Origin of the sequence: Catellatospora aurea (genome assembly GCF_042663325.1) — a bacterium.
GTDB lineage: Bacteria > Actinomycetota > Actinomycetes > Mycobacteriales > Micromonosporaceae > Catellatospora > Catellatospora aurea.
Genome location: NZ_JBHTAC010000047.1, coordinates 46,000 through 67,969, shown reverse-complemented (window position 1 = coordinate 67,969; position 21,970 = coordinate 46,000). Strand labels below are relative to the sequence as shown.

General features: G+C 67.4%; 13 protein-coding genes. 11 read left to right on the top strand and 2 right to left on the bottom strand.

The window, feature by feature from the left end:
* The 10 genes from ACFQO7_RS31205 to ACFQO7_RS31160 all read left to right on the top strand — a co-directional run.
* Positions 1-1,523: Tat pathway signal protein (locus tag ACFQO7_RS31205; RefSeq protein WP_376809744.1), on the top strand; the 1,523-nt coding region annotated here is incomplete at its 5' end.
* Between the two features lie 14 nt (positions 1,524-1,537).
* Positions 1,538-2,023, top strand: a complete 486-nt coding sequence (locus ACFQO7_RS31200; RefSeq protein WP_376809743.1) for an SAM-dependent methyltransferase — start codon at positions 1,538-1,540, stop codon at positions 2,021-2,023.
* A 158-nt stretch (positions 2,024-2,181) separates the two neighbouring features.
* Positions 2,182-5,694, top strand: a complete 3,513-nt coding sequence (gene pglX / locus ACFQO7_RS31195) for a BREX-2 system adenine-specific DNA-methyltransferase PglX (RefSeq protein WP_376809742.1) — start codon at positions 2,182-2,184, stop codon at positions 5,692-5,694.
* A gap of 5 nt (positions 5,695-5,699) precedes the next feature.
* Positions 5,700-9,380: a phage resistance protein gene (locus tag ACFQO7_RS31190; RefSeq protein ID WP_376809741.1), complete on the top strand. Its 3,681-nt coding sequence runs from the start codon at positions 5,700-5,702 to the stop codon at positions 9,378-9,380.
* Positions 9,377-12,082 carry a BREX-2 system phosphatase PglZ gene (pglZ, locus tag ACFQO7_RS31185; RefSeq protein WP_376809740.1) on the top strand — a complete coding sequence of 902 codons (2,706 nt, stop codon included), beginning with the start codon at positions 9,377-9,379 and terminating at the stop codon, positions 12,080-12,082. Before ACFQO7_RS31190 ends, pglZ begins: the two co-directional genes overlap by 4 nt.
* Positions 12,083-12,107: 25 nt before the next feature.
* Positions 12,108-13,421 carry a BREX system ATP-binding protein BrxD gene (gene brxD / locus ACFQO7_RS31180; protein WP_376809739.1) on the top strand — a complete coding sequence of 438 codons (1,314 nt, stop codon included), beginning with the start codon at positions 12,108-12,110 and terminating at the stop codon, positions 13,419-13,421.
* Positions 13,422-13,426: 5 nt separating this feature from the next.
* The gene (locus ACFQO7_RS31175; protein ID WP_376809738.1) at positions 13,427-15,556 is read left to right on the top strand and encodes a DEAD/DEAH box helicase; all 2,130 of its coding nucleotides are present in this window, start codon (positions 13,427-13,429) and stop codon (positions 15,554-15,556) included.
* 132 nt (positions 15,557-15,688) lie between these two features.
* Complete coding sequence (locus tag ACFQO7_RS31170; RefSeq protein ID WP_376809737.1) at positions 15,689-15,889, top strand: hypothetical protein; 201 nt, start codon at positions 15,689-15,691, stop codon at positions 15,887-15,889.
* A gap of 1,242 nt (positions 15,890-17,131) precedes the next feature.
* A complete protein-coding gene (locus ACFQO7_RS31165) occupies positions 17,132-17,779 on the top strand; it encodes a hypothetical protein (protein ID WP_376809736.1) in 648 nt (215 codons plus the stop codon).
* 486 nt (positions 17,780-18,265) lie between these two features.
* Entirely contained in the window at positions 18,266-18,730 is a 465-nt protein-coding gene (locus ACFQO7_RS31160; protein WP_376809735.1) for a DUF4259 domain-containing protein, read from the top strand.
* A gap of 502 nt (positions 18,731-19,232) precedes the next feature.
* Here ACFQO7_RS31160 and ACFQO7_RS31155 read toward each other — a convergent pair.
* The gene (locus tag ACFQO7_RS31155) at positions 19,233-19,418 is read right to left on the bottom strand and encodes a hypothetical protein (protein WP_376809734.1); all 186 of its coding nucleotides are present in this window, start codon (positions 19,416-19,418) and stop codon (positions 19,233-19,235) included.
* 811 nt (positions 19,419-20,229) lie between these two features.
* Here ACFQO7_RS31155 and ACFQO7_RS31150 point away from each other — a divergent pair.
* Positions 20,230-21,123 carry an FHA domain-containing protein gene (locus ACFQO7_RS31150; protein WP_376809733.1) on the top strand — a complete coding sequence of 298 codons (894 nt, stop codon included), beginning with the start codon at positions 20,230-20,232 and terminating at the stop codon, positions 21,121-21,123.
* Positions 21,124-21,459: 336 nt separating this feature from the next.
* On the opposite strand, the gene ACFQO7_RS31145 is transcribed toward ACFQO7_RS31150, so the two are convergent.
* Positions 21,460-21,969, bottom strand: a complete 510-nt coding sequence (locus ACFQO7_RS31145; protein WP_376809732.1) for a DUF2716 domain-containing protein — start codon at positions 21,967-21,969, stop codon at positions 21,460-21,462.
* Position 21,970: the final 1 nt, after the last annotated feature.

Genomic DNA, 21,970 nt, shown 5'->3' with positions numbered 1-21,970 from the left:
CGAGGTGGGGACTTTCACTGGCCACCAGCGGTGACACTTCCATGGCCACGGACACCCGTGGCCGATGGATCAATCGCTCTGACCCGGTGAATGTGGTGAAAGATCCGCTGAGACAGGAGACGGCCATGGCGCGGCCACGAACAGCGAACACCAGGCTCGCTAGTGTGATCGCCGAAGCAGGATGGTCACACCGTCAGGTGGCGTCCGCACTCGTGCGGGTGGCATCGGAGGTCGGAGCCCAGGACCTGCTCACCGTCGGACGCTCGCACGTGTCCAAGTGGATGGCCGGAATTCAGCCCTCCGGGTTGGCCCCTGATCTGCTCGCCGAGACGTTCTCACGACGGCTGGGCAGGAGCATCACCGCCGACGACCTGGGTCTGGCACCTGCGGCGGGATCGACCGGTCATTCGATGATCGACTGGGATGCCGATACGCTCATGGGGCTGGACATGTTGAGGAAGGCGGACGTGGACGGACAACGCAGGCGCTTCGTCGGGGCTGCCGCCTTTTCACTCGCCGGACTCGCACTGCCGTCTGAACGCTGGTGGGCTGACCTCGCAAAGCGAGGCGCGAACCGTACCCGCCCCGGCACCCGCACCACCGGGCGGGCCGACCTGGAGATGATTCGGGAGACCTCCCAGGTCTTCTCCAGCCTCGATCAGCGACGCGGAGGAGGTCACGCACGCGCGGCTGTGGCCACCTACCTGCACACCGAGGTCTCCCCTCTGCTCGCCGGCCATTTCTCTGACGACGGCGTCCGGCGAGCAATGTTCTCCACAGCCGGTGAGCTGGCGTATCTCGCGGGTTGGATGGCTTTCGACGCCGCCGACCACGTCACCGCACAGGCTCATTTCACCGTCTCACTCAAGCTCGCGGCCGAGGCCGACGATCCGCCGCTGGCGGGCCATGTCATCCGCGCGATGGCCCACCAGGCAATCGATCTCGGGCACCTCCAGCAGGGCCTACGTCTGGCTGAGGCTTCGCTGGAAGGCTCGCGGTATGGGCTGGCCAGCCCGCGCGAACGTGCCTTGCTCGGCGTCGTGTACGCCCGTGGGCTTGCCTCGACCGGGCACAAGCGGGCCGCCGCATCGGCCCTGCTGCGTGCCGAGGACGACCTAGCCGCCGCCTCGCCCGGCGACGACGAACCCGCCCGGGTGTTCTTCTTCGGCGAGGCGAGTCTCGCCCACGAGACTGCCTGCGCGCTGCGAGACACCGGCGACCTCGCCGGGGCTGTGCGCGAGTTCCGCCGCAGCGTCCGCACCCGCAAGGCGGCCACGTTCACCCGGACACACGCCGTGACGCTGGGCTACCTCGGTGCCGCACAAGCTCGGCGGGGTGACATCGATGAGGCCTGCGCCACCTGGTCGCGAGCCTTGGATGCCATGGAAGGCGTCCATTCGGCCCGTGCCCGTCAGACCGTCGTCGAGATGCGGCGGGCGCTGTCGCCCTTCCGCAGGCGCAACAACACCACTACCAGCGAAATCGACTCCCGAGCTGCCGCCTACCTGGCCGCAGCCGTCTAGCCGGAGGAAAGACCATGCAGGAGCAGCCGTTTGAGGTCGTCCCGGTGGCCCACGTCGTCGGCGGCCGAGTCGAGCCGACCGACGACCACTGGGGCGGCACCCGATCCGTCATCCGGATCGACCCGGCCCGTTTCGGCCCCGACTCGACCAAGGGCTTGGAGGACTTCTCGCACCTCGAAGTCGTGTTCAGGTTCCACCTGACCGATCCCGCTGACCTCAACCCTGGTGCCCGCCGTCCGCGCGACAACAGTGCCTGGCCGGAGGTCGGCATCTTCGGCCACCGCAACATGCGACGGCTCAACTGGCTCGGTGTCTCCCGCTGCCGCCTGCTCAAGGTCGACGGCTTGGACCTGCACGTGGAAGACCTCGACGCGGTGGACGGCACACCGGTCCTCGACATCAAACCCTGGTTCGTCGACTTCGGCCCGCGCGGGAACGTCCACCAGGCCGCCTGGACTACCGAGATGCTCGGCGACTACTTCGCACCCCATCGCGACTGACGCCAGCAGACTGCTCGCAGACCTCCATCACGATCACTCACGGGCCGTTCTTCGCCGCCAATCGGAAGGGCACAGAGCCAGAAGACCGACCGGTCACCAGCCGATAAGCGGAACGGCATGGGACGAGCCGTGGCGTTGACCAGCCGTAGGATCTCCGTGTGATCGAGACCCGAGCTCTCCAGAGACAAGCCGGCCTTCTCGTCGACGATCTGCGCAACCAGGTCGCGGCGGACAGCGTGCTCAGCTCCGCGCTGCGCAAAGAGTACGCCGAGGCGAAAGCTGCCGAGCGTGTCGGCGTCACGTTCGAGACGTGGCTGGAGGGCGTGCTCGACCAGGCTGGCGTGGCGTGGGTGCTGGGCTGCGTGTTCGTGCGGTTCTGCGAGGACAACCAACTTATCGACCGCCAGTGGATCGGCGGACCCGAGAGCGGCGCGTCCGTCGAGCGGGCATTGCAGGCACGGCAGGCACACCTGATCACCAATCCGACTCACAACGACCGGCACTGGCTGCGCGATGGCGCCTTCGCCCACCTGCGCGGGCTGCGCGCCACCGCCAAGATCTTCGACGAGCACAACCCGGTCTGGCGATTCGACATCTCCGCCGACGCTGCCGAGGCCCTGTCCGACTTCTTCCGCCGCGGCGACGGCCACCGCTCGCTGCACACCGAAGACCTCGACACCCGCTTCCTCGGCGACCTCTACCAGGACCTCTCCGCCCACGCCCGGTCAACGTACGCGCTGCTGCAGACACCGGAATTCGTCGAGGAGTTCATCCTCGACCGCACCTTCGAGCCTGCCGTCAAGGAGTTCGGCCTCGCCGAGACCTCCGTCATCGACCCGACCTGCGGCTCCGGCCACTTCCTTCTCGGCGCGTTCGAGCGGTTGCTGGCCAAGTGGCGTGAGCGTGAACCCGCCACCGCCGTCGACACCCTCGTAGAGCGGGCGCTAGGGCAGGTCACCGGCGTCGACCTCAACCCGTTCGCCGTTGCCATCGCCCGCTTCCGGCTGGTCGTCGCCGCGCTGCGGGCCACCGGCCGCACCAACCTCAACAACAGCTACCCCGTACGCATTGCTACCGGCGACTCACTGCTCGACTGGGGCGCGAAGTCCCGCCACCAAGGCGACCTGCTCGCCGAACTCGAAGGACGGCCCATCTTCGCCTACGTCACCGAAGACGCCGACCTTCTGGCAGACTACCTACGCCCCGGCCAGTACACCGTCGTTGTAGGCAACCCTCCTTACATCACCGTTAAGGATAAGGTCCTCAACGAGCGATACCGCGAGAACTACTCGGCCTGTTCCGGTAAGTACGCGCTCTCTGTACCGTTCGCTCAGCGATTCTTCGACCTGGCAAAGCGTGGTGACAAAGACGGCGACGGCGCAGGCCACGTCGGGCAGATCACAGCGAACTCATTCATGAAACGCGAATTCGGCAAGAAACTCATCAGCGAATACTTCGCCGGGGAAGTCGAACTGACTGAGGTTATCGACACTTCTGGAGCCTACATCCCCGGCCACGGCACCCCGACAGTCATCCTTGTCGGCAGCAACCGCTACGTGAGCCGCCGCTACAGTAGCCCGATTCGCATGGTGCTAGGCGTGCGTGGCGAGCCGGGCCAGCCTGAGCGACCATCCGAGGGTCTCGTGTGGACTGCGATCCTAAAGCAGATCGAAGAGCCGGCTTCAGACTCCGAGTGGATCAGCACCGCCGAATTCGCCCGCGAGCAACTCGCGGGCCATCCGTGGAGCCTCAGTGGCGGAGGCGCCGTCGACCTCATGACTGGAATCGGAAAAGTCGAGGGCATAAGGCGCCTTGGTAGCCTCGCCGAGGCAATCGGCATCTGTTCGGTTACTGGCGAGGACGACTTGTATTTGCTGCCGGACCAAACGGCTGCGCAGCGCCTCAGCGTCGGTCGAACGATGAAGCTGGTCGAAGGCGAAGCAATCCGCGATTACCAAATCGGTGGATCTAGCGCAGCCCTATGGCCGTACGACGATCAAATGAATGTGCTGCCCATAGACGGAGCAACGGGACTTCAGCGATTGCTGCGTACCTACAGGTCGGCCATCAACAGCCGGAAAAGGTTCGGCACACTGATGGTCGAGCGCGGTCTTACGTGGTGGGAATGGCAGGAGCTTTACCGCGAGAAGCTACGGACGCCACTGTCGATTGCGTTTGCATTTGTAGCGACGCATAACCACTTCGTGCTGGATCGGGGAGGGAAGGTCTTCAAGCAGTCCGCACCGGTGATCAAGTTGCCGATGGGGGCGACGGAGGACGATCATTTGCGGCTGCTGGGGGTACTCAACAGCTCGACCGCCTGCTTCTGGCTCAAGCAGGTCAGCCACGACAAGGGCAGTCAAGGAATCAATGAAGGCTTTAAGAGCCAGGAATGGGAACGGTTCTACGAGTTCACCGGCACGAAGCTGCAAGAGTTTCCGTTGCCGGCGGTGCTCCCGCAGGAATTGGGGCGAGAGCTGGACGGACTCGCGCGGCGACTCGCCGAAATGACCCCGGCGGCGGTCGCGGAATCGGGAATGCCGGCTGGGGGGCGGCTGGCCGACGCGCGCGCCGAGTACAGCTCGCTCCGCGCCCGGATGATTGCGTTGCAGGAGGAGTTGGACTGGCAGGTCTACCGGCTCTACGGGCTGCTTGACGATGACCTGACCGCCGTGAACCCGCCGGAGCTGACGTTGGGCGAGCGGGCGTTCGAGATCGTACTGGCCCGGAAGATGGCAGCGGGTAAAGCCGAGACGCAGTGGTTCGCCCGGCACGGTTCGACGCCGATCACCGAGCCCCCCGTGCACTGGCCCGCCGACTACCGGGAGCTGGTCGAGAAGCGAATCGCGGTGATCGAGACCGACCGCAACATCGGGCTGATCGAACGACCGGAGTGCAAGCGCCGCTGGAACACTCCCGCCTGGGACGACATGCAGCAAGCTGCCCTGGAGAGTTGGCTGCTGGACCGGCTGGAGGCTCCTGCGCTGTGGAGCGGGGTGCCAACCCCACTCTCGGTGGCGCAACTGGCCGACCGCATCCGCCACGACGCAGACTTTCGGGCGGTGCTCGACCTGTGGGTCGGCACCGACCACCACGACCTGGGCAAAACCCTGACCAAGCTGATCGCCGACGAGCACGTGCCGTTCCTACCCGCCAAGCGCTATAAACCCTCCGGCCTGCGCAAACGCGCCCAGTGGGAACGCACCTGGGCACTGCAGCGCCGCGAGGACGACGGCGAGAAGCTCGACATCGCCGTCCCGCCGAAGTACACCTCGGCCGACTTCACCAAACCCTCCTACTGGCGCAACCGCGGCAAACTCGACGTGCCCAAGGAACGCTTTATCTCATACCCCCGCATGGGTCGTGACGGAGACGGCACCGAACTGCTCGGCTGGGCCGGCTGGGACCACCTGCAGCAGGCACAGGCCCTGGCCGCCGTGTACCTCGACCGCAAGCAGCAGGCCGGCTGGCCCGCCGACCGGCTCCTTCCCCTGCTCGCAGGCCTGGCCGAACTGGAACCCTGGCTCAAGCAATGGCACGATGAGCCCAAACCCGGCTACCTGGGCACCCCCGCCCGGTTCTTCTCCGGCCTCATCGACACCGAACTCGGCTCCCTCGGATCCGACCGCTCGACCCTGACCAACCTGCGCGGCGTGGAGGAACTCGCATGACCCTGATGCGTGATTTGATCCGTATCCCGACGTCGGTGAGCGAGGGCGACTTCGTCGTCCGCGCGTCCGAGGGCGCGGACCTCGCCAACTACGTGGTGACCGACGACCTGCGCGGCAACTTCACCGAGGCGCTGCAGACCATCGGCCACGCGGTGACGACGAGCCGGTCGCAGGCGAAGTTCCTGCACGGCTCGTTCGGTGCTGGCAAGTCGCACTTCATGTCGGTGCTGCGGGAAATCCTGAAGCACAACCCGCAGGCCCGCGCGATCCGCGGCCTGGCCGAGCCGGTCGCGTCGGCGGACACGTGGCTGCCCGGCAGGAAGCTCCTGTGCCTGACCTTCCACATGCTCGACGCCCGGTCGGTGGAGCAGGCGGTGCTGGAGGGCTACCTGCGCCAGATCACGGCCCTGCACCCGGACGCGCCGGCCCCGGCCGTGCACCGCTCGGACGCGCTGCTGCGGGACGCGGGCAACCTGCGCCAGACGATGGGCGACGACGCGTTCTTCGGCAAGCTCGGCGGCGACTCCGGTCCCGCGGCTGCCGGGCAGGGCCTGGCCGCGATGATGGCGCGGTCGCAGGGCTGGACGGCGCAGACCTACGACGCCGCGGCCGCCGCCGCGCCCGGCACCGCCGAACGCGACAGCCTCGTCAGTGCGCTGACCAGCACCTTCTTCACCGGCGCGGTGCATGGTGGTGAATACCTCGACCTCGACACCGGCCTGCAGGTCGTCACCCGCCACGCGAAGAGCCTCGGCTATGACGCGGCCGTGCTGTTCCTCGATGAGCTGATCCTCTGGCTGTCCACGAAGATCGCCGACCACACTTTCGTCAACACCGAGGGCGCGAAGCTGAACAAGCTCGTCGAGTCGTCGGACGCGGCCCGCCCGCTGCCGCTGGTGTCGTTCGTCGCCCGGCAGCGCAACCTGGAGGAGTTCCTCGGCCCGCAGGTCGGTGGCACCGAGCGGGAAGCCCTCGCGCACGTGATGCGCAGCGTGCAGGGCCGGTTCGGCGAGATCATGCTCGCCGACACGAACCTGCCCGAGATCACCGAGAAGCGGCTGCTGCGCCCAATCAGCGACGAGGCCCGCCAGACCGTCGACGACGCGTTCACCGCGGTGCGCAACCGGCGCGAGGTGTGGGACACGCTCCTGCTGGGCGCGCAGTACGGCGACGCCGGCATCGGCTCGGACGCCGCGGCGTTCCGGCGGCTCTACCCGTTCTCCCCCGCGCTCGTCGCGACGCTGGTCGCGCTGTCGCAGGCGCTGCAGCGGGAGCGCACCGCGCTGCGGGTCATGACCGAGCTGCTCGTCGCCCGCCGGGACACCCTGGCGGTCAACGACCTGATCGGGGTGTCGGCGCTGTTCGACCCGCTCGTCCTGCACGGCGAGCTGCCCGACCGGCCGAAACTGCGCCAGCAGTTCCGCGCCGCCCGGGACACGTACCACCAGAAGCTGCGGCCGCTGCTGCTGTCCAAGAACGGCATCGCCGAGGAGCAGGCCGCCGGGCACGAGCAGTTCCAGCTCGACGACAAGCTGATCAAGACACTGCTGCTGGGCGCGCTGGTCCCCGACGTGCCCGCGCTGCACAACCTCAACGCGGCGCGGCTGCACGCGCTGAACTTCGGCAGCATCAGCTCGCCGGTCCCCGGATACGAGAATCAGATCGTCATCGAACGGCTGACCCGGCTGTCCGCCGACGCCGGCGAGATCCACAAGACTGACGGACCCGACCCGGTGTTCTCGCTGAAGCTGTCCTCGGTCGACTACGACAAGCTGCTCGAACTCGTCGGCAACGAGGAGACCACGGCAGGTGTGCTGCAGGGCCTCATCCGTGACCTGACCACCTCGGCCCTGGGCCTGCGCGACAGCGAGGAGGTGCTCGGCGAGTACGTGCACCAGCGCGAATGGCGCGGCCGCAAACACCGCATCGGGGTCAAGTTCGGCAACATCCGCAACCGGGAGACCATGCCCGACAGCGCCCTCTACGCCGAGGGCGACACCTGGCGCATCGTCGTCGACTACCCGTTCGACGCCCCCGGTCACAGCCGCCTGGACGACCTGGCCCGCATCGAGGGCCTCGACCACGGCTCGCGCACCGTGTTCTGGCTGCCGCTGTTCCTCACCGACGAGCTGATGGGCCGCGTCGCCCAACTCGCGAAGATCAACTATCTGCTGGGCGGCACCGGGACGGGCGAGAAGCTCAACTCGCTGGCCGCGGACTGGTCGCAGGCCGACCGGCAGCAGGGCCGCATCTACCTCCAGCAGCGCCAGCAGCAGCTGCGCTCGTCGCTGGCCGACAGCCTCAAGCAGGCGTACGGCGTCGTCAAGGCGCAGGCCACCGACGTGGAGCTCGACCAGATCCCGGTCCTGCACACCCTCGCCGACGGCCTGCCCCTGGGCGACCCCCGCGGCGGCACCATGGATGCCGCGTTCGAACACCTCACCGCCGAGCTGCTGCGCTGGTCATACCCTGGCACGCCGGCAATGCCCGAGGACGAGAAAACCGTCACCAAGGCCGAACTGGCGAAGGTATGGCACTACGCCAAGCTCGCCGCCGCCTCCCCCGACCGGGGCACCGTCGTCGACCAGGCGGACCGGCGCATCCTGCAGCGCATCTGCAACCACCTGCGCCTGGGCGAGCTCACCGAGAACCGCTACGTGCTCGCGAACTCCACCTGCTGGTGGAGCCAACACCTGCTGCAGGAAGCCGCCAAGCAGGACTACCGCGACCACTTCCCGGTACACGTGCTGCGCGACCAGCTCGACGAACCCGCCGCCCGCGGCTTCGAACGCGACCTGCAGAACCTGATCATCGCGGTGTTCGCGCTGGAGCAGCAGCTCGCCTGGTACAAGCAGGGCGGCAAGTTCGAGCTGATCTCGCTGAACGAGATCAACGACCAGCTGGAACTGCGCCACCCGCCGATGCCCGAACCTGAGGTATGGGACCAGGCCGTCAAGCGGGCCCGGCCGCTGTTCGGTAGGCAGGTGCCGGAATGGCGCAGCCCCGCCGCACTGGCCGAGTTCGCCGCCATGGTGCGTGGTGAGGCGAAGGCCCACGCGGCGAACGCGCAGGTCCTGCTTCAGGAACTGACCGACCACGCCCCGGTGCTGGGGCTCGACCCCGAAGCCAAGTCGGGACGGCTTGCGACCACGCGGCGCGTGGCCAAACTGCTGAAGCAGATCTCCGAGGAGACCGACGACGTCGTGCTCGTGAGCTATGTCGCCGAAGCCGAAGTCGGCGACATCGACGACCTGGCCGCCAGCGTCGCGTACAAGCAGGCGAGCGCGGTGACCGCCGCACTGGCACGAACCAACTGGCCCCTCCTGGGCGCGGTCATCGGTCATCAGGACACGGACGAACGTGCCCGGGTAATCATCCAGAAGCTGCGTATCAGCGCAGCGAACGACCAGAACGCCGACGACCTCGTCGCCGCCCTCGAACAGGCGTCGACCGCGGCGACACGGTTCCTCGCCGACATCAAGCCGATCGTCGTCCCGCCGGTCATCCTCCCGCCTGTCAACCCCAACCGCGATCCGGACAAGGACGACCCCAAGCCACTCGTACCCACCCAGGGGAGGGCCCGTCAGGTCGGCGACCAGGACGGCCTTCGCGAACTGGTGAACGCGCTCAACAAGGACCTGACCGGTGGGCGCACCATCCGTGTCACCTGGGAGATCGTCCAGTGACCCGGGAAGCGGTGCGGCCTGCCGCCGTGCGCCGCAAGGTGGAGAGCTGGCTGCAGGAGGACGATCGGCAGCCGGCGATCGCCCTGCGTGCCCGCGCCGCCTGGGACGGCGACCCGACGCTGGCCATCGGCCAGACCACCGCCCGGATCGTGGCCTGCCCGACACCGCTGGCCGCTCGCTCGGCCCTGCACGAGCTGCCCGAAGGCGAGCGGCTGGTGCTGCTCACCGAGCTCAACGACACCGAGCTCGGCGACGGCATCCTGGCCCACCTGAGCCGCCACACGGTACGCAGCATCGACCCGTGGGACCTGGTCCGGCAGATGTTCGGGATCAAGCACCTCGACCCGACGTTCACCGACGCGGCCCGCGGCGGCGGGCGGTGGATCGCCGACGCCCTCACCGAGTACGCCCCGGCTGAGGGCTGGCCGGTGCCGCCCGGCACCGTGCTCACCCGCGATTTCGCGCTGCGCTGCCTGACCATGCGGCTACTGCGGCTGGGCGACGACGACCTCGACATCGCCGGACTGCTGCAGTCGACCACCCTGCCGCAACCGCAGCTCGACTTCATCGCGCTGCCCACCCCGGTCGTCAACGGTGTGACCCGGTTCGTCGCCGACACCGCCGGGCCCGCGGCCGTGCCGGTCATGTGCGCCGTACGCGCCGGGCACGGTGTCGACGCCATCGCGCTGGGCCTGCTCGCCTCCGCGCTGTGGCCGCAGCGAGCCACCGGCGAGCCGCGTACGCAGGTCGTCGTGGCACGCACCCGGCTGGAGCCGTACTTCGGCGGCACCCGGCTGACCGACGCCCAGGCCCGTGCGCTCGCCGCCGCCGCCGAGGCCTGGGTCGACCGGGCCCTGGACTCGGGCGCCCGCGCCGGGGTGGCACGTTTGCTGACCCGGGCCGAGACGATTGCCTCGCAGATCGACGCGCAAGCCCTGCTCGGCGGCTCGGACCTGCTGCCTGCCGGGTTGACCGAGCGGCTGCATGCCTTCGCGAGCGCCGTCCGGCTGGCCCTGCCCGCCGCAGGCACCGCCGCCCCCGACCTGGTCGCCGCTGCACAGCGGGCGCTCGGCCCGGTCGAGCAGCACCGCGCGGGAACACCCGGCCGGATCGAGACCGCGCGGATGGCCGTACGGCTGCTGCGCTGGCTGTCCGACCCCGACGCTCCCGCCCCGCCGACGCTGCTCGCCGCACTCGACCGCCAGGTCATCGACGACGGCTGGGTCGACCGGGCACGCCTTGACCTGTTCGCCGGCGACATCGATCCGCACGTCGCCGACGCGTACCGGCAGCTGCACCAGGTCGTCGACGCACGCCGTGCCCGGCACGACGAGCAGTTCGCCCGGCTGCTGGCCGCCGACACCGCCGCCGATGCCGAGCCCGGCAAGCTGCTGCGTGTCGAGGATGTGCTGGACAAGGTCGTCCAGCCGATCATCGCCAACGGGCGCAGGGTGCTGCTGCTGGTCCTCGACGGTCTCAGCGTCGCCGCCTCCACCGAACTCGCCGAGTCCCTGACCCGCTCCGGTTCCTGGCTGGAACTCACCGACGCCGGCGGCGCCCGCACCGGCGTGCTGGCAGCGCTGCCCACCATCACCGAGGTCAGCCGGTGCAGCCTGTTCTCCGGCCGGATCGCCGTCGGCGGCCAGGCCCAGGAGCAGGCCGCGTTCCGGCAGCGTTTCCCGAACGGGGTTCTGCTGCACAAGGCCGACCTGCGCGCCGGTGCCGGCGCGGCCCTCGACGCCGAGGTCGTCACCGCCATCGGCGACGCGTTCACCCCCGTCGTCGCAGCTGTGGTCAACACCGTCGACGACGCCCTCGACCGCAGCGACCCCGGCGTGATCGTCTGGGGCGAGGACACCATCCTCGCGGTCAAGGACCTGCTCGCCCTCGCCCAGGACCGGGTCGTGGTGATCGTCTCCGACCACGGGCACGTCATCGACCGCGGGCCCGAGGCCGTCGTCCGCACCACGGCGGACCGTGACAACCGGTGGCGCGTCGCCGACCAGGCGCCCGGTGACGGCGAGATCGCCGTCACCGGCGCACGCGTGGCCAAGGGCGGCGGCAGTGTCGTGCTGCCCTGGCGCGAGCAGCTGCGGTACGGGACGCGCAAGGCCGGATACCACGGTGGTGCCGCACCCGCCGAGGCCGTTATCCCGCTGATCGTGCTCGCCACCGACGAGACCGCGGTGCCGGGCTGGTCCGGGGCGCCGGTCGCCAGCCCGGCCTGGTGGCGCGAAACCGTGCCGGACCTCGAACCCGCCGCACCCGTGGCGCCCACGCGGTCGCGCGCTGTCAAGCCCTCGAAGCAGCCCGTTCAGGACACAGCACTGTTCGACCTCACCCCCGCCATGGCGCCCCTGGCAGCGGCCCCAGCCGAGCCGCCGGCAGCACCGGTGTCCCTGGTCGAGCAGCTCCTGGCCGGCAAGGTCTACCAGCAGCGCAAGGACACCCGGGCGCCGCTACCCGACGAACGCGTCGCCGCCCTGCTGAACGCCCTGCTCGCGGGTGGCGGCCGGGCCACCATGGACACCCTTGCCGCCCACGCGGGCGTCCCCGCCCACCGCATCAACGGCACCGTCACCGCGCTGCGCAAGCTGCTGCAGATCGAGGGCTACCCCGTCCTCACCGTTGACGCCGACGGTCAGACCGTCAAACTTGACACCGGGCTGCTGGCCGAGCAGTTCGAGCTGGACCAGCCGTGAACCCGCAGCACCAGGAGCCCGTGCCATGACCGCAGACGTCTCCGCCCGGCGCAGGCGCGACATCATCGATGCGCTGCGCCGCGGCGCCGTTCCCGGCAACGGGCTCGACGTCCTCGCCGTCGGCCTGGACCGGTTCACCGCCGCCACCGACGACGACCTCGACCGCGCCGCCGAGGGCGGAAGCGTCTTCAAAGCCGTCCGCGGGGAGTACGGCGCCGGCAAGACGTTCTTCACCCGCTGGCTGGCCGAACGCGCCAAACGGCGCGGCTTCGCCGCCGCTGAGGTGCAAATCTCCGAGACCGAGACGCCGCTGCACCGCATGGAGACCGTCTACCGCCGCCTCGTCGAGCACCTGTCCACCGAGCAGTTCCCGCCCAGCGCCCTGCGGGCCGTCCTCGACGGCTGGATCTTCGCGCTCGAAGAGGACGTCCTCGGCAGCGGCGCCGCTACCGAGGACGACGCGGAGGGGCTTGACAAGGCAGTCGGCGAGCTGCTGGAACGCCGCCTGGCCGACATCTCCCGCAGTACCCCGGCTTTCGCCGCCGCGCTGCGCGGATACCGCACCGCCAACTCCGCAGGCGACCAGCCCACCGCCGATGGCCTGGCTGCCTGGCTGGGTGGCCAGCCCCACGTCGCAGCCGCCACCCGTCGCTACGCCGCGGTCAAAGGCGACCTCGACCACTTCGGCGCGCTCAGCTTCCTCCAAGGCCTGCTCACCGTGCTGCGCGACAGTGGCCACCCCGGCATGCTGCTCGTGCTCGACGAGGTCGAAACTCTCCAACGCGTGCGGTCCGACACCCGCGACAAAGCGCTCAACGCGCTACGCCAGCTCGTCGACGAGGTCTACTCCGGCCGCTTCCCCGGCCTGTTCCTCGTCATCACCGGCACCCCCGCCTTCTACGACGGGCAGCAAGGCATACAGCGGCTCGCCCCGCTCGCGCAGCGGCTGGCCACCGACTTCGGGTCCGACCCGCGCTGGGACAATCCCCGCGCCACGCAGATCCGCCTTGCTGGCTTCACCCCCGACACCCTCGTCGAACTCGGCGACAAAGTCACCCGCCTCTACGCCGACGCGTACGCCAATCCGAGAGTCGCCCAAGTCGTAGACACCGCCTACATCGCCGACCTCGCCACCGCAGTCACCGGCAAACTCGGCGGGCAAGTCGGCATTGCGCCCCGGGTGTTCCTCAAGAAACTCGTCGCCGACGTACTCGACCGCGTCGAGCAGTTCTCCGACTTCGACCCCCGCCGCGACTACGCCCTGACCGTACGCGGCGACGAACTCACCGACGTCGAGCGCAACGCCACCACGGCCGACGACATCCAGCTCCCGATGTGAGCGCCATGCCGCTGGACAGCCTCGACCCGGTACTCGTACATCACATCGTCAACTCGCTCGGCTGGTCCGACCTACGCCCCCTCCAGAAGGCCGCGATAGAGCCGCTGACCGATGGTGGCGATGCGCTGCTGCTCGCACCAACCGCCGGCGGCAAGACCGAAGCCGCGATATTCCCGTTGCTGTCCCGGATGACCGGACAACGCTGGCAGGGCACCTCCGTGCTCTACCTCTGCCCGCTCAAGGCCCTGCTCAACAATCTCGAACCGCGGCTTGAACGCTATGCGGGCTGGCTCGGGCGGCGCGCGGCCGTCTGGCACGGCGACGTTCGCGGCAGCGCCCGGCGCAACGTGCTCACCGAGCGCCCCGACATCCTGCTGACCACCCCCGAGTCGCTGGAGTCCATGCTCGTCAGCGTCAACGTCGACCACCGGACGTTCTTCGCCGGCCTGCAAGCCGTCGTTGTCGACGAGGTGCACGCATTCGCCGGCGACGACCGAGGCTGGCACCTGCTCGCGGTGCTTGAACGTCTCACCAACCTCGTCGGCCGGCCGCTGCAACGTGTTGGCCTGTCGGCAACGGTGGGCAACCCTGGTCAGCTGCTGGAATGGCTGCAGGGCTCCAACGCCGGCCGACGCTCGGCAGCAGTCGTCGCGCCGGACCTTGCCGCTGCGTCTGCCTTGCCTGCAACGGCCAGCCCGCCACCAGGCGACATCGAGCTGGACTATGTGGGCACTTTGGCCAACGCCGCCACCGTCATCGCGTCGCTGCACGCTGGACAGAAACGGCTGGTCTTCTGCGAATCCCGGCAGACCGTCGAGGAACTCGGCCAGCTGCTGCGCGAACGCGGACTGACCACTTTCCTCTCCCACGCTTCGCTGTCCGCCGATGAACGGCGCCGCTCCGAGCAGGCGTTCGCCGATGCACGCGACTGCGTCATCGTGTCCACCAGCACGCTCGAACTCGGCATCGACGTCGGCGACCTGGACCGGGTCATTCAGATCAACACTCCGTCGACCGTGGCGTCGTTCCTGCAGCGCCTCGGCCGCACCGGGCGGCGGCCAGGCAGCACACGTAACTGCCTTCTCCTGGCCGTTGACTCCGGTTCGTTGGTCAAAGCCGCCGCACTACTGCTGCTGTGGGGTAGGCACTGGGTTGAACCGGTCGCTGCGCCGCCCGAACCACGGCATATCGTGGCCCAGCAGATTCTCGCCCTGTGCCTGCAGCAGCACCGGATCGGCGACCAGAGCTGGCAGCAGTCGTGGAACGGCCTGGCTCCCTTCGGCCCAGGTGCCGCACCGATCGTGCGTTACCTGGTCGACAACGATTACCTCGACTGTGACGACGGCATGCTCTTCATCGGCCCAGCCGCCGAGCTGCGCTTCGGGCGCCGCAACTTCATGGACATGACCGCCGTGTTCACCGGACCGCCGGAGTTCAGTGTGCTGACCGGGCGAACCGAGCTCGGCCGGATCGACCCCAGCCTGCTCACCGAGGAGGTCAAGGGCGAGCGACGGCTCCTGCTCGGTGGGCGCAGCTGGACAGTTACCTTCATCGACTGGCGACGCCGCCGGTGCTTCGTCGAGCCGGCCGACGGCGGCGGCCGTGCCCGCTGGATGAACCTCGGCTTGGCAGGGCAATCCTTCGAGCTCACCCGTGCCATGCGTGACGTGCTCCTGGGTGCGGACCCCCCGGTCCGGCTGACCAGACGTGCCGTGGACCGGCTCAAGGTCGCACGTGACGAACAGTCTTCCGTCGTGCACCCGGGCGGCAACGTTATCGTGCGCGATCGACAAGGCGACGACGTCCGATGGTGGACATGGGCCGGCTACCGCACCAACGCGACCCTCGCCGCCACCCTGGGCGACATCGTGGACCCTGCGCAACGCTTCGACGACCGCCAGGTGCGCCTACGAGAGGATCTCACACCTGAGATGTGGCGTACGGGCATCGCCGACGCCGCGGACAGGATCTGTCTGCCCGAGGTGAACGAGAAGGCCTTGGTGGGCCTCAAGTTCAGCGATGCATTGCCGAAACGCTTGGCCATCGCGACGCTCGCAGCCCGGCTGGCCAGCACAGAGGGCGCCAAGTCTGTGCTGGCCGAGCACCACCGCTACGTTGTCAAGCATGTCAGCTGACCCGCAAGGTCACCGGTCACAGCCTGGATGATCGGCCGGTCCCGCAGTCTGTGCGGTGAGATCATCCGCGACGAGACGCTAGCCGTACCTTTCGACCTCGGGGTACGCCCGCCACGGCGGCAGAACTCGCCCGTGACCGTCGAGTTGCGCGCGAACGGCTGCATCGAGGATTTTCCGCGTCCGGTCGGCCACGATCGGCTCGTGATCACGACAACGGCACCACTCTGGAGCATCGAATCTACCGACGAGCACGCGCCGCAAACCGAAGAAGCCCATCTGCAGCAGATGCGAATGAGCTTCGTGGGGTATTTACGTGTCCGAGGGGCTACATGAACCCTAAGTACATGATCACGATGGCCGGTGAGCTGCTGCTGTCATGATCGTCACGGCCGCGTGGCTGGGGACAGCGCCATCCCCTGCACGGCTCGCCGCAGTTGCAGCTTGCAGCCTCCAAGTTTTTCCTGGCCGCACCGAGGTCGCCGCCGTGGACATCGCTACAGCCCGGGGCGATGTCCTCCTCCAGCCCTGCGCTCACGCCCGCAGAATCCGAACAACCGTGTCGGTCACACCGGCGAAGTCCGCCTTGAGCACATCGCCGCCCTGCTTCCGCAAGACGGACGGTGCCCCGCCGCGCGTGACGGCGGGACACCTCTCCCATGGCTCGCAGGCTAACCTTAAGCGACCAAGTTAGCCGTAGGCCAGGCCCGGGCGTCGGCCGGCTCAGCACCTAGCCTCACCACGCGCGGGCCTTCTTGCTCGTGATGTGCCATGCGCCGGGATGGTCGGTGAAGCATGGATGGATCGCTCGGGCCTTCTGGCCTAATGCACGGAGTTTCGTGAGAGCTCGCGTCGCGAGCCAGCGGTCGGCGTACGGAATCTTGGTGCACATGGCGCCCTCCAACAGATGCGACTGATTGGAGTGGCGCCTCACCTCTATCGGCGAACGACACGACGGCGGTGTGCACTGATGTGCCCGACTCACCCGCATTCCAAGGTCCACGGAGCCGGAGGGACGTCTTGAAACTAGCAGAGCAGGTCGAGCCGACGGGCCGGTGCCGGACGGCACAAACCCGGCCGACACGATCGCCGGCAACCCGGAGGACTTCCCGCCGCACGTGCAGGCGGTCCTGGAGGCGGCGGGCTGGACGTGCGGCGTTCCCCCGGCACTCGCGCGCCAGGCCGGTCACGAGTTCCTCCGCACCGGTGAGCGGCCCCGCCGAATCCTGCGGATCACAAACCCTGGCCGTGGGATACGCAGCGGACGTCTCGCCGGCCTGCGCCGCGTCAGGCGGTGCCGCCGGGCGAGCACGCCGACCGCGAGCGCCGCGATCACACCGGCGACCAGCAGCGTCATGGCCGGTCGCCTACGGGCGGACGCGGCTTGCGGGGCGGCCGCGGTTTGGGGCGCAGCACGTGGGATCGTCTGGGGTATGCCCTCGGCGGCGACCCGAAACGAGACGGGGCAGTAGCCCACGCCGGGGGCGGCGACGTCCACGGTCAGCGACCAGCCGCCGGGGCCAGCGCCCGCGGGCAGACTGGATCCACCGGTTAGGCCAACGCCCGTAGCCTGCCCGCATGACCACGGAAGTCAGTCGAGCTCAGGTTCCTGATCCACACACATTGCTCAGAGACACAGCATGGGGCTCTATCGGTCACGCGATGGGATCAGCGGACGACACTCCGTTGGAGCTGGTCAAGCTACTGAGCGAGGACTCCCACCGCATCGACGAGGCAGTCGATCACATCGAAAGAGTGGTCTCACACCAGAACAGCATCTACGAGGCAACCGCGCCGGTCGCGCTCTACATCGCCGGAATCCTGCCCGATCCTCGCCTGGCAGCTGCGACGACGCGGGTTGATGCCGGCCAGGCCCGCCCGTTACGTGCTGTGTTGCTGAACTGGCTCCTCAACACCGCCGACGACGCCACAGACGAGGTCGTCACCATCAACGAACGCGCCGGATTCCCACTGGACGGCTACGCGGCAATGAAGGAGCTTCGATCCTGGCGTCCGGCGATCTTCCAGACGGTGTCAGCCTTCCTGCACGACCCTGACCCCGACATCCGCCATACCGCTGTCATCGCCGCAGTCGTCCTCCTGGACTCGCCTGCCGCAGTCAACCGACATGGACTGGTCCCCATGGTGACGGAGGCGCTTCAGACCAGCACCAATCAATACCACCGCCGTCTAGCCACCGAGGCTCTCAACGGCCTGTACCGGTAGCGGCACTCCCCGCTACCGGTACAGGCAAAACGGCCGAGGGTAGCGGGTAGCTGCGTGCTGGGAGGGGGCCGGATTTCCGGGGCGTACACGCGGCCGCCGTGTAGGCGCCGACCCCTTGCACATCGCCCGCCACGGTGGCTGGGCCGACGACTCCCCCTGCTCAACTACGTCGAAGACGTCGACTGCTGGAATGCTAACCCGCTCATCGGTGTCGGCCTCTGACAAATCCGGGCCTGCCCCCGGGCAGCCTCGGGATGCGTGCGCGATGTCCTGCGGGGGCCAACGCTCGCGTTGCCGTCGTCACCGCATCAGAGGCGCGACCTCCCCATCTTCCGCGCGACACGCGGGCCAGCCGTGCCGCAAACACGCTCGGCGACGGCGGTCTGCCGCGCCTCAGGCCAACGCTGACCGGCGCCACCAGCTCAGCCATGGTTCTGTCGGTCGCCGATGCCACAATGCAGCGCAATTGACCTTGAGGAGGACAGCGTGGGGACCTGGGACAGCGGACCGTTCGACAACGACACTGCCGCCGACTGGTGCGGCGACCTCGACGACGCCAGCCCCGACGAGCGCCCGACACTGATCCGCGCCACCCTGACCCGGACCGCAGACGAGGACGACTACCTCGACTCCTCCGACGCCTGCGAAGCGATCGCCGCAGCAGCCATCGTCGCCTCGCAGTTGCCTGGAGGCCAACCGATCACCTCCGCGTACGCGCCCGACTTCCTACTCGACGGCGGCAGCCTTCACCTGCCCGAAGACCTAGCGGCACTCGCGGTAGCCGCCATCGACCGGATCATGGCCGACAACTCCGAATGGCACGACCTCTGGCATGACGCCGCCGGCACACACGCCAACGCCGCATTCGACAACATCCGCAGCCTTCGAGCAGTGCTGGCACAACCGCGCAATGGCGAGCAGATCACCGACACTCCCCCACCCCTGTTCTAGGCAGCGAAGAACTCAGCGCTGGGCACCCCCTGTTCCGCGGCGCAGCAGCAGCGACCCACTCGCCCAAAACCTGCTCAGGCAGTCGAAGGCTGCCCACACTTCGAGAAGTCAGCCGAGACGCACCCCGAAACGCGCCCTCCAGATGGCCGCCGACCAGGATAAACAGCTTCGAGATGAAGTCTGGAGTCTCCGGAACTACATGAACCCTAAGTACATGATCACGATGGCAGGTGACCTGCTGCTTTCATGATCGCTCTCGGCGGGCGGCGGTCATCGCGCGGTCGCTGCCCTGCCAGCGTGGCCACACGTTGTCGCACGCCGCCATTGCGGCGCTACTGGTGGTTATCGAGCTTGAGGGTCCTGCCGGAGGGTCACAGCATTGCCGCCCGCTGATCAGCGGCCTTGGCTGTTGGCCTGCGGCGAGCACATCGATCACCACCAGGCCGATCGCGCACGGTGCGCAGCTCCACTCACATTACGAACCCGGACCCATGGCCAGTCGTTAGGTGTTCCGACCTCGAGCAACGCGCGGGTTGTAGGTGCCCTCCAGGAAGGCGATGAATCGCTCGGGATGTTGAACGTACGTCCCGATGGTGCTTGGGGTGTGGTTGCCGGCCGCCACGAGTTCGCGATGGTAGCGATGAAGTTCGTCGCGAAGCTCCGCGGTCGTGTAACTGCGCTCAGTCATGAGGTCATGATGTAGGTACTGGGATAGTCGGCGGCATCGGTCATTTACCCAAAGTCTCCAGCCGAGGTTGAGGTGCGGGTCATGTATGTCCAGTACACACCGGCGGACATGAACCGAGACATGATCACGATGACCGGTAACCTCCTTTTCTTATGATCACACGGGCGGCGACGGACGTCTCCCATCGCCGCCGGACCGACCCGGGCACTACAGTAGCAGCGGTGGGCTGCTTGGGTCGTCAACTCGTACACCACGCGCGCCTGGACATAACCCCGGCCGGTAGCCCTTGGCTGACGCAATACAGCCAAGGGCTACAGCCGGCTTGCGATTCATTGAATGCGAATGGCCTATGCGGCCTCCGCAAGGTGGTGCGCTGGCACTACCTCGCGGTGATCATACTGAAGATCCACGCGAGTGCGGCATGGACCGCACCAGTGACCGCGCCACGTACTACTGCCGCCCACATGAACGTTCGTCGATCGAATGCCGTCTGTTCGCTGCGTTCGGTCATTGTTCCTCCTGGATTCGCTGTGAGGCCTGCCCACCTCCAGAATGAGTGACAGCTGGAGCACCCGATCGATATCTGACACTCATTGCCGATGTCTGACAAGATTTGGCGACTATCGACAGGCGCCCCGGAACAAGCGACCTTGGATCTGACGGTGCCCAACGATCCTGTACGGAGTTTGAGGACTCAGCCGGAAGCCGGCTGGAAGAGCCTTGGATCTTGAATTATTCTGAGTTCTCCAGTGAATATCAGGGTTCTGCCTAGACCCCGACGCCTCCACACGACAAGATCCTTAGGGTTGGTATGAGGGACACATCTGCGCCACAGAGCGATTTGGCACCAGGGCCGCTGCAAGAGCTCACCCTCGCGGTTCAAGCGCTGCATTTGCGAGCAGGAAAACCAGGCGCGCGCCGAATCAGCGATGCAATCGCAGAGGGCGACTACATAGACACGGTCAGCCATGACACGGTCTTGTCGATATTGCATGGCCGTGGCGTTACCCGATGGAGCAAACTTCAATGCGTTGTACAGCAACTGGCACAGTGGTCGATTGATCAGCCCGATCCCGATACGGTTTCACGTCGGATGCACACCCTTTGGGTAGCTGCCGAGCGGGAAAGCCGCCAATCGTCCGAAGGAACCCGATTCAACCCTCGCGTGCCCGCCGAGGTCAACGAGCCGACACTCAGCCGCGCGGCGGCGCGCGGCGCCCTCGATGATCCGCCTAGCGTCCCGGCACCCCGTGGGCCCAGGTCTCCCGGGCACTACCCTAGATTGTTCGACGGAACGGCGGGAGCCAGGAGTCGATGGGCATCAGACGAGATGATGCCGACATCGACAGTCGGCCTGGCAATAATATTTACCGCATATGGAACGCAGGCTGGCGCGAGCTACGTTCTGGACCGCGACCGGATGTTCATCGGGCGCAACCACAGTTGCGACATCGTGCTTGATGACAACACAATCTCTGGCACTCATGCGCAACTCGACTGCGACGAGGGAACGTGGTTCATCAGAGATCTTAATAGTCTTAATGGTACGTACGTTAATAGAGCGCGAGTTCAGCTAGCGCGGCTCTCTCACAATGACCAAATCCATATAGGCAGCATGACGTTCGTGTTTCTGGAACACACGGCGAAACACAGGCAGGATGAAACTCAGCCTAAAAAGCATCAGAGGCGGCGATCCCATGATTGACTTCGTTGGCTCTTTGGATAATTTGAGAGCTGGCCCGATTGCTACCTTGCCGATTCCCTGCTAGACACTACCTCTGCCACACCTCCGGCACCGCCTGCCAACTGGCCGGTACGAAGCGGCAGTCACCGCGAGTTCGTCGTCTTCCGTGGCGCAGCAGCAGAACCAACGCTCGGACTCGCTCAGGCAGTCGAAGGCTGGCTGCTCAACTTCGAGAAGTCGGATCACGATGGCCAGTGAGCTGCGGCTTCCATGATCGCCAAGGCCGGGTGGCGGCGGACAGCGTCAGGTCGTCGCCCGGCTAGTCTGGCCGTGCGGCCTCACATTGGCGGTCTTCGCTCATACCGTCACCTGCCGGCCGTCGCGGCGTATTACCTGGCCGAGGGCCTCATGCAACTCGGCTTCGACCAGGTCCAGGAGGTTGCCGCCGAAGACGCACAGCGACGGCTCCCACGGGTGGCCAAAAGTGCCGAACCGGAAGTCCTCCGCGAGGTAGACGAAGTAGTCGCCGTCGGGATATGGCGACAGCGGCCAGCCTGGTCCGCCGGGTGGGTCGATGTTGTCAGGCCCGACGAGGCTGGGCCAAACGCGGTAGCTGGGATGCTGCCAGTCCAGGCACAGGATCGACCCGTCACCGACCAGCGCGGTGAGCCCGGCGTGCAAGGCCTCGACCAGCCGTGTATAGCCGGGATCATCGTCGAGGCTGCTCAGGCTCCAGGTGACCGACGGAGTGGGCTCGGTGATCGCCGGATAGCGGTGCATGCTGGGCCTGAAGTCGAACTGTGCATAGAAGCGGTCCCACACCGCCGCTTGCTCGGTGCCCAGGTCCTGGTATGCCCTCGTCGCCACC

What these genes read in the sequence shown, in the direction of transcription:
- ACFQO7_RS31175 (WP_376809738.1), top strand. Translation starts at nt 13,427, where the DNA reads ATGCCGCTGGACAGCCTCGACCCGGTACTCGTACATCACATCGTCAAC.
- ACFQO7_RS31190 (WP_376809741.1), top strand. Translation starts at nt 5,700, where the DNA reads ATGCGTGATTTGATCCGTATCCCGACGTCGGTGAGCGAGGGCGACTTC.
- ACFQO7_RS31165 (WP_376809736.1), top strand. Translation starts at nt 17,132, where the DNA reads ATGACCACGGAAGTCAGTCGAGCTCAGGTTCCTGATCCACACACATTG.
- ACFQO7_RS31155 (WP_376809734.1), bottom strand. Translation starts at nt 19,418, where the DNA reads ATGACTGAGCGCAGTTACACGACCGCGGAGCTTCGCGACGAACTTCAT.
- brxD (WP_376809739.1), top strand. Translation starts at nt 12,108, where the DNA reads ATGACCGCAGACGTCTCCGCCCGGCGCAGGCGCGACATCATCGATGCG.
- ACFQO7_RS31150 (WP_376809733.1), top strand. Translation starts at nt 20,230, where the DNA reads ATGAGGGACACATCTGCGCCACAGAGCGATTTGGCACCAGGGCCGCTG.
- ACFQO7_RS31200 (WP_376809743.1), top strand. Translation starts at nt 1,538, where the DNA reads ATGCAGGAGCAGCCGTTTGAGGTCGTCCCGGTGGCCCACGTCGTCGGC.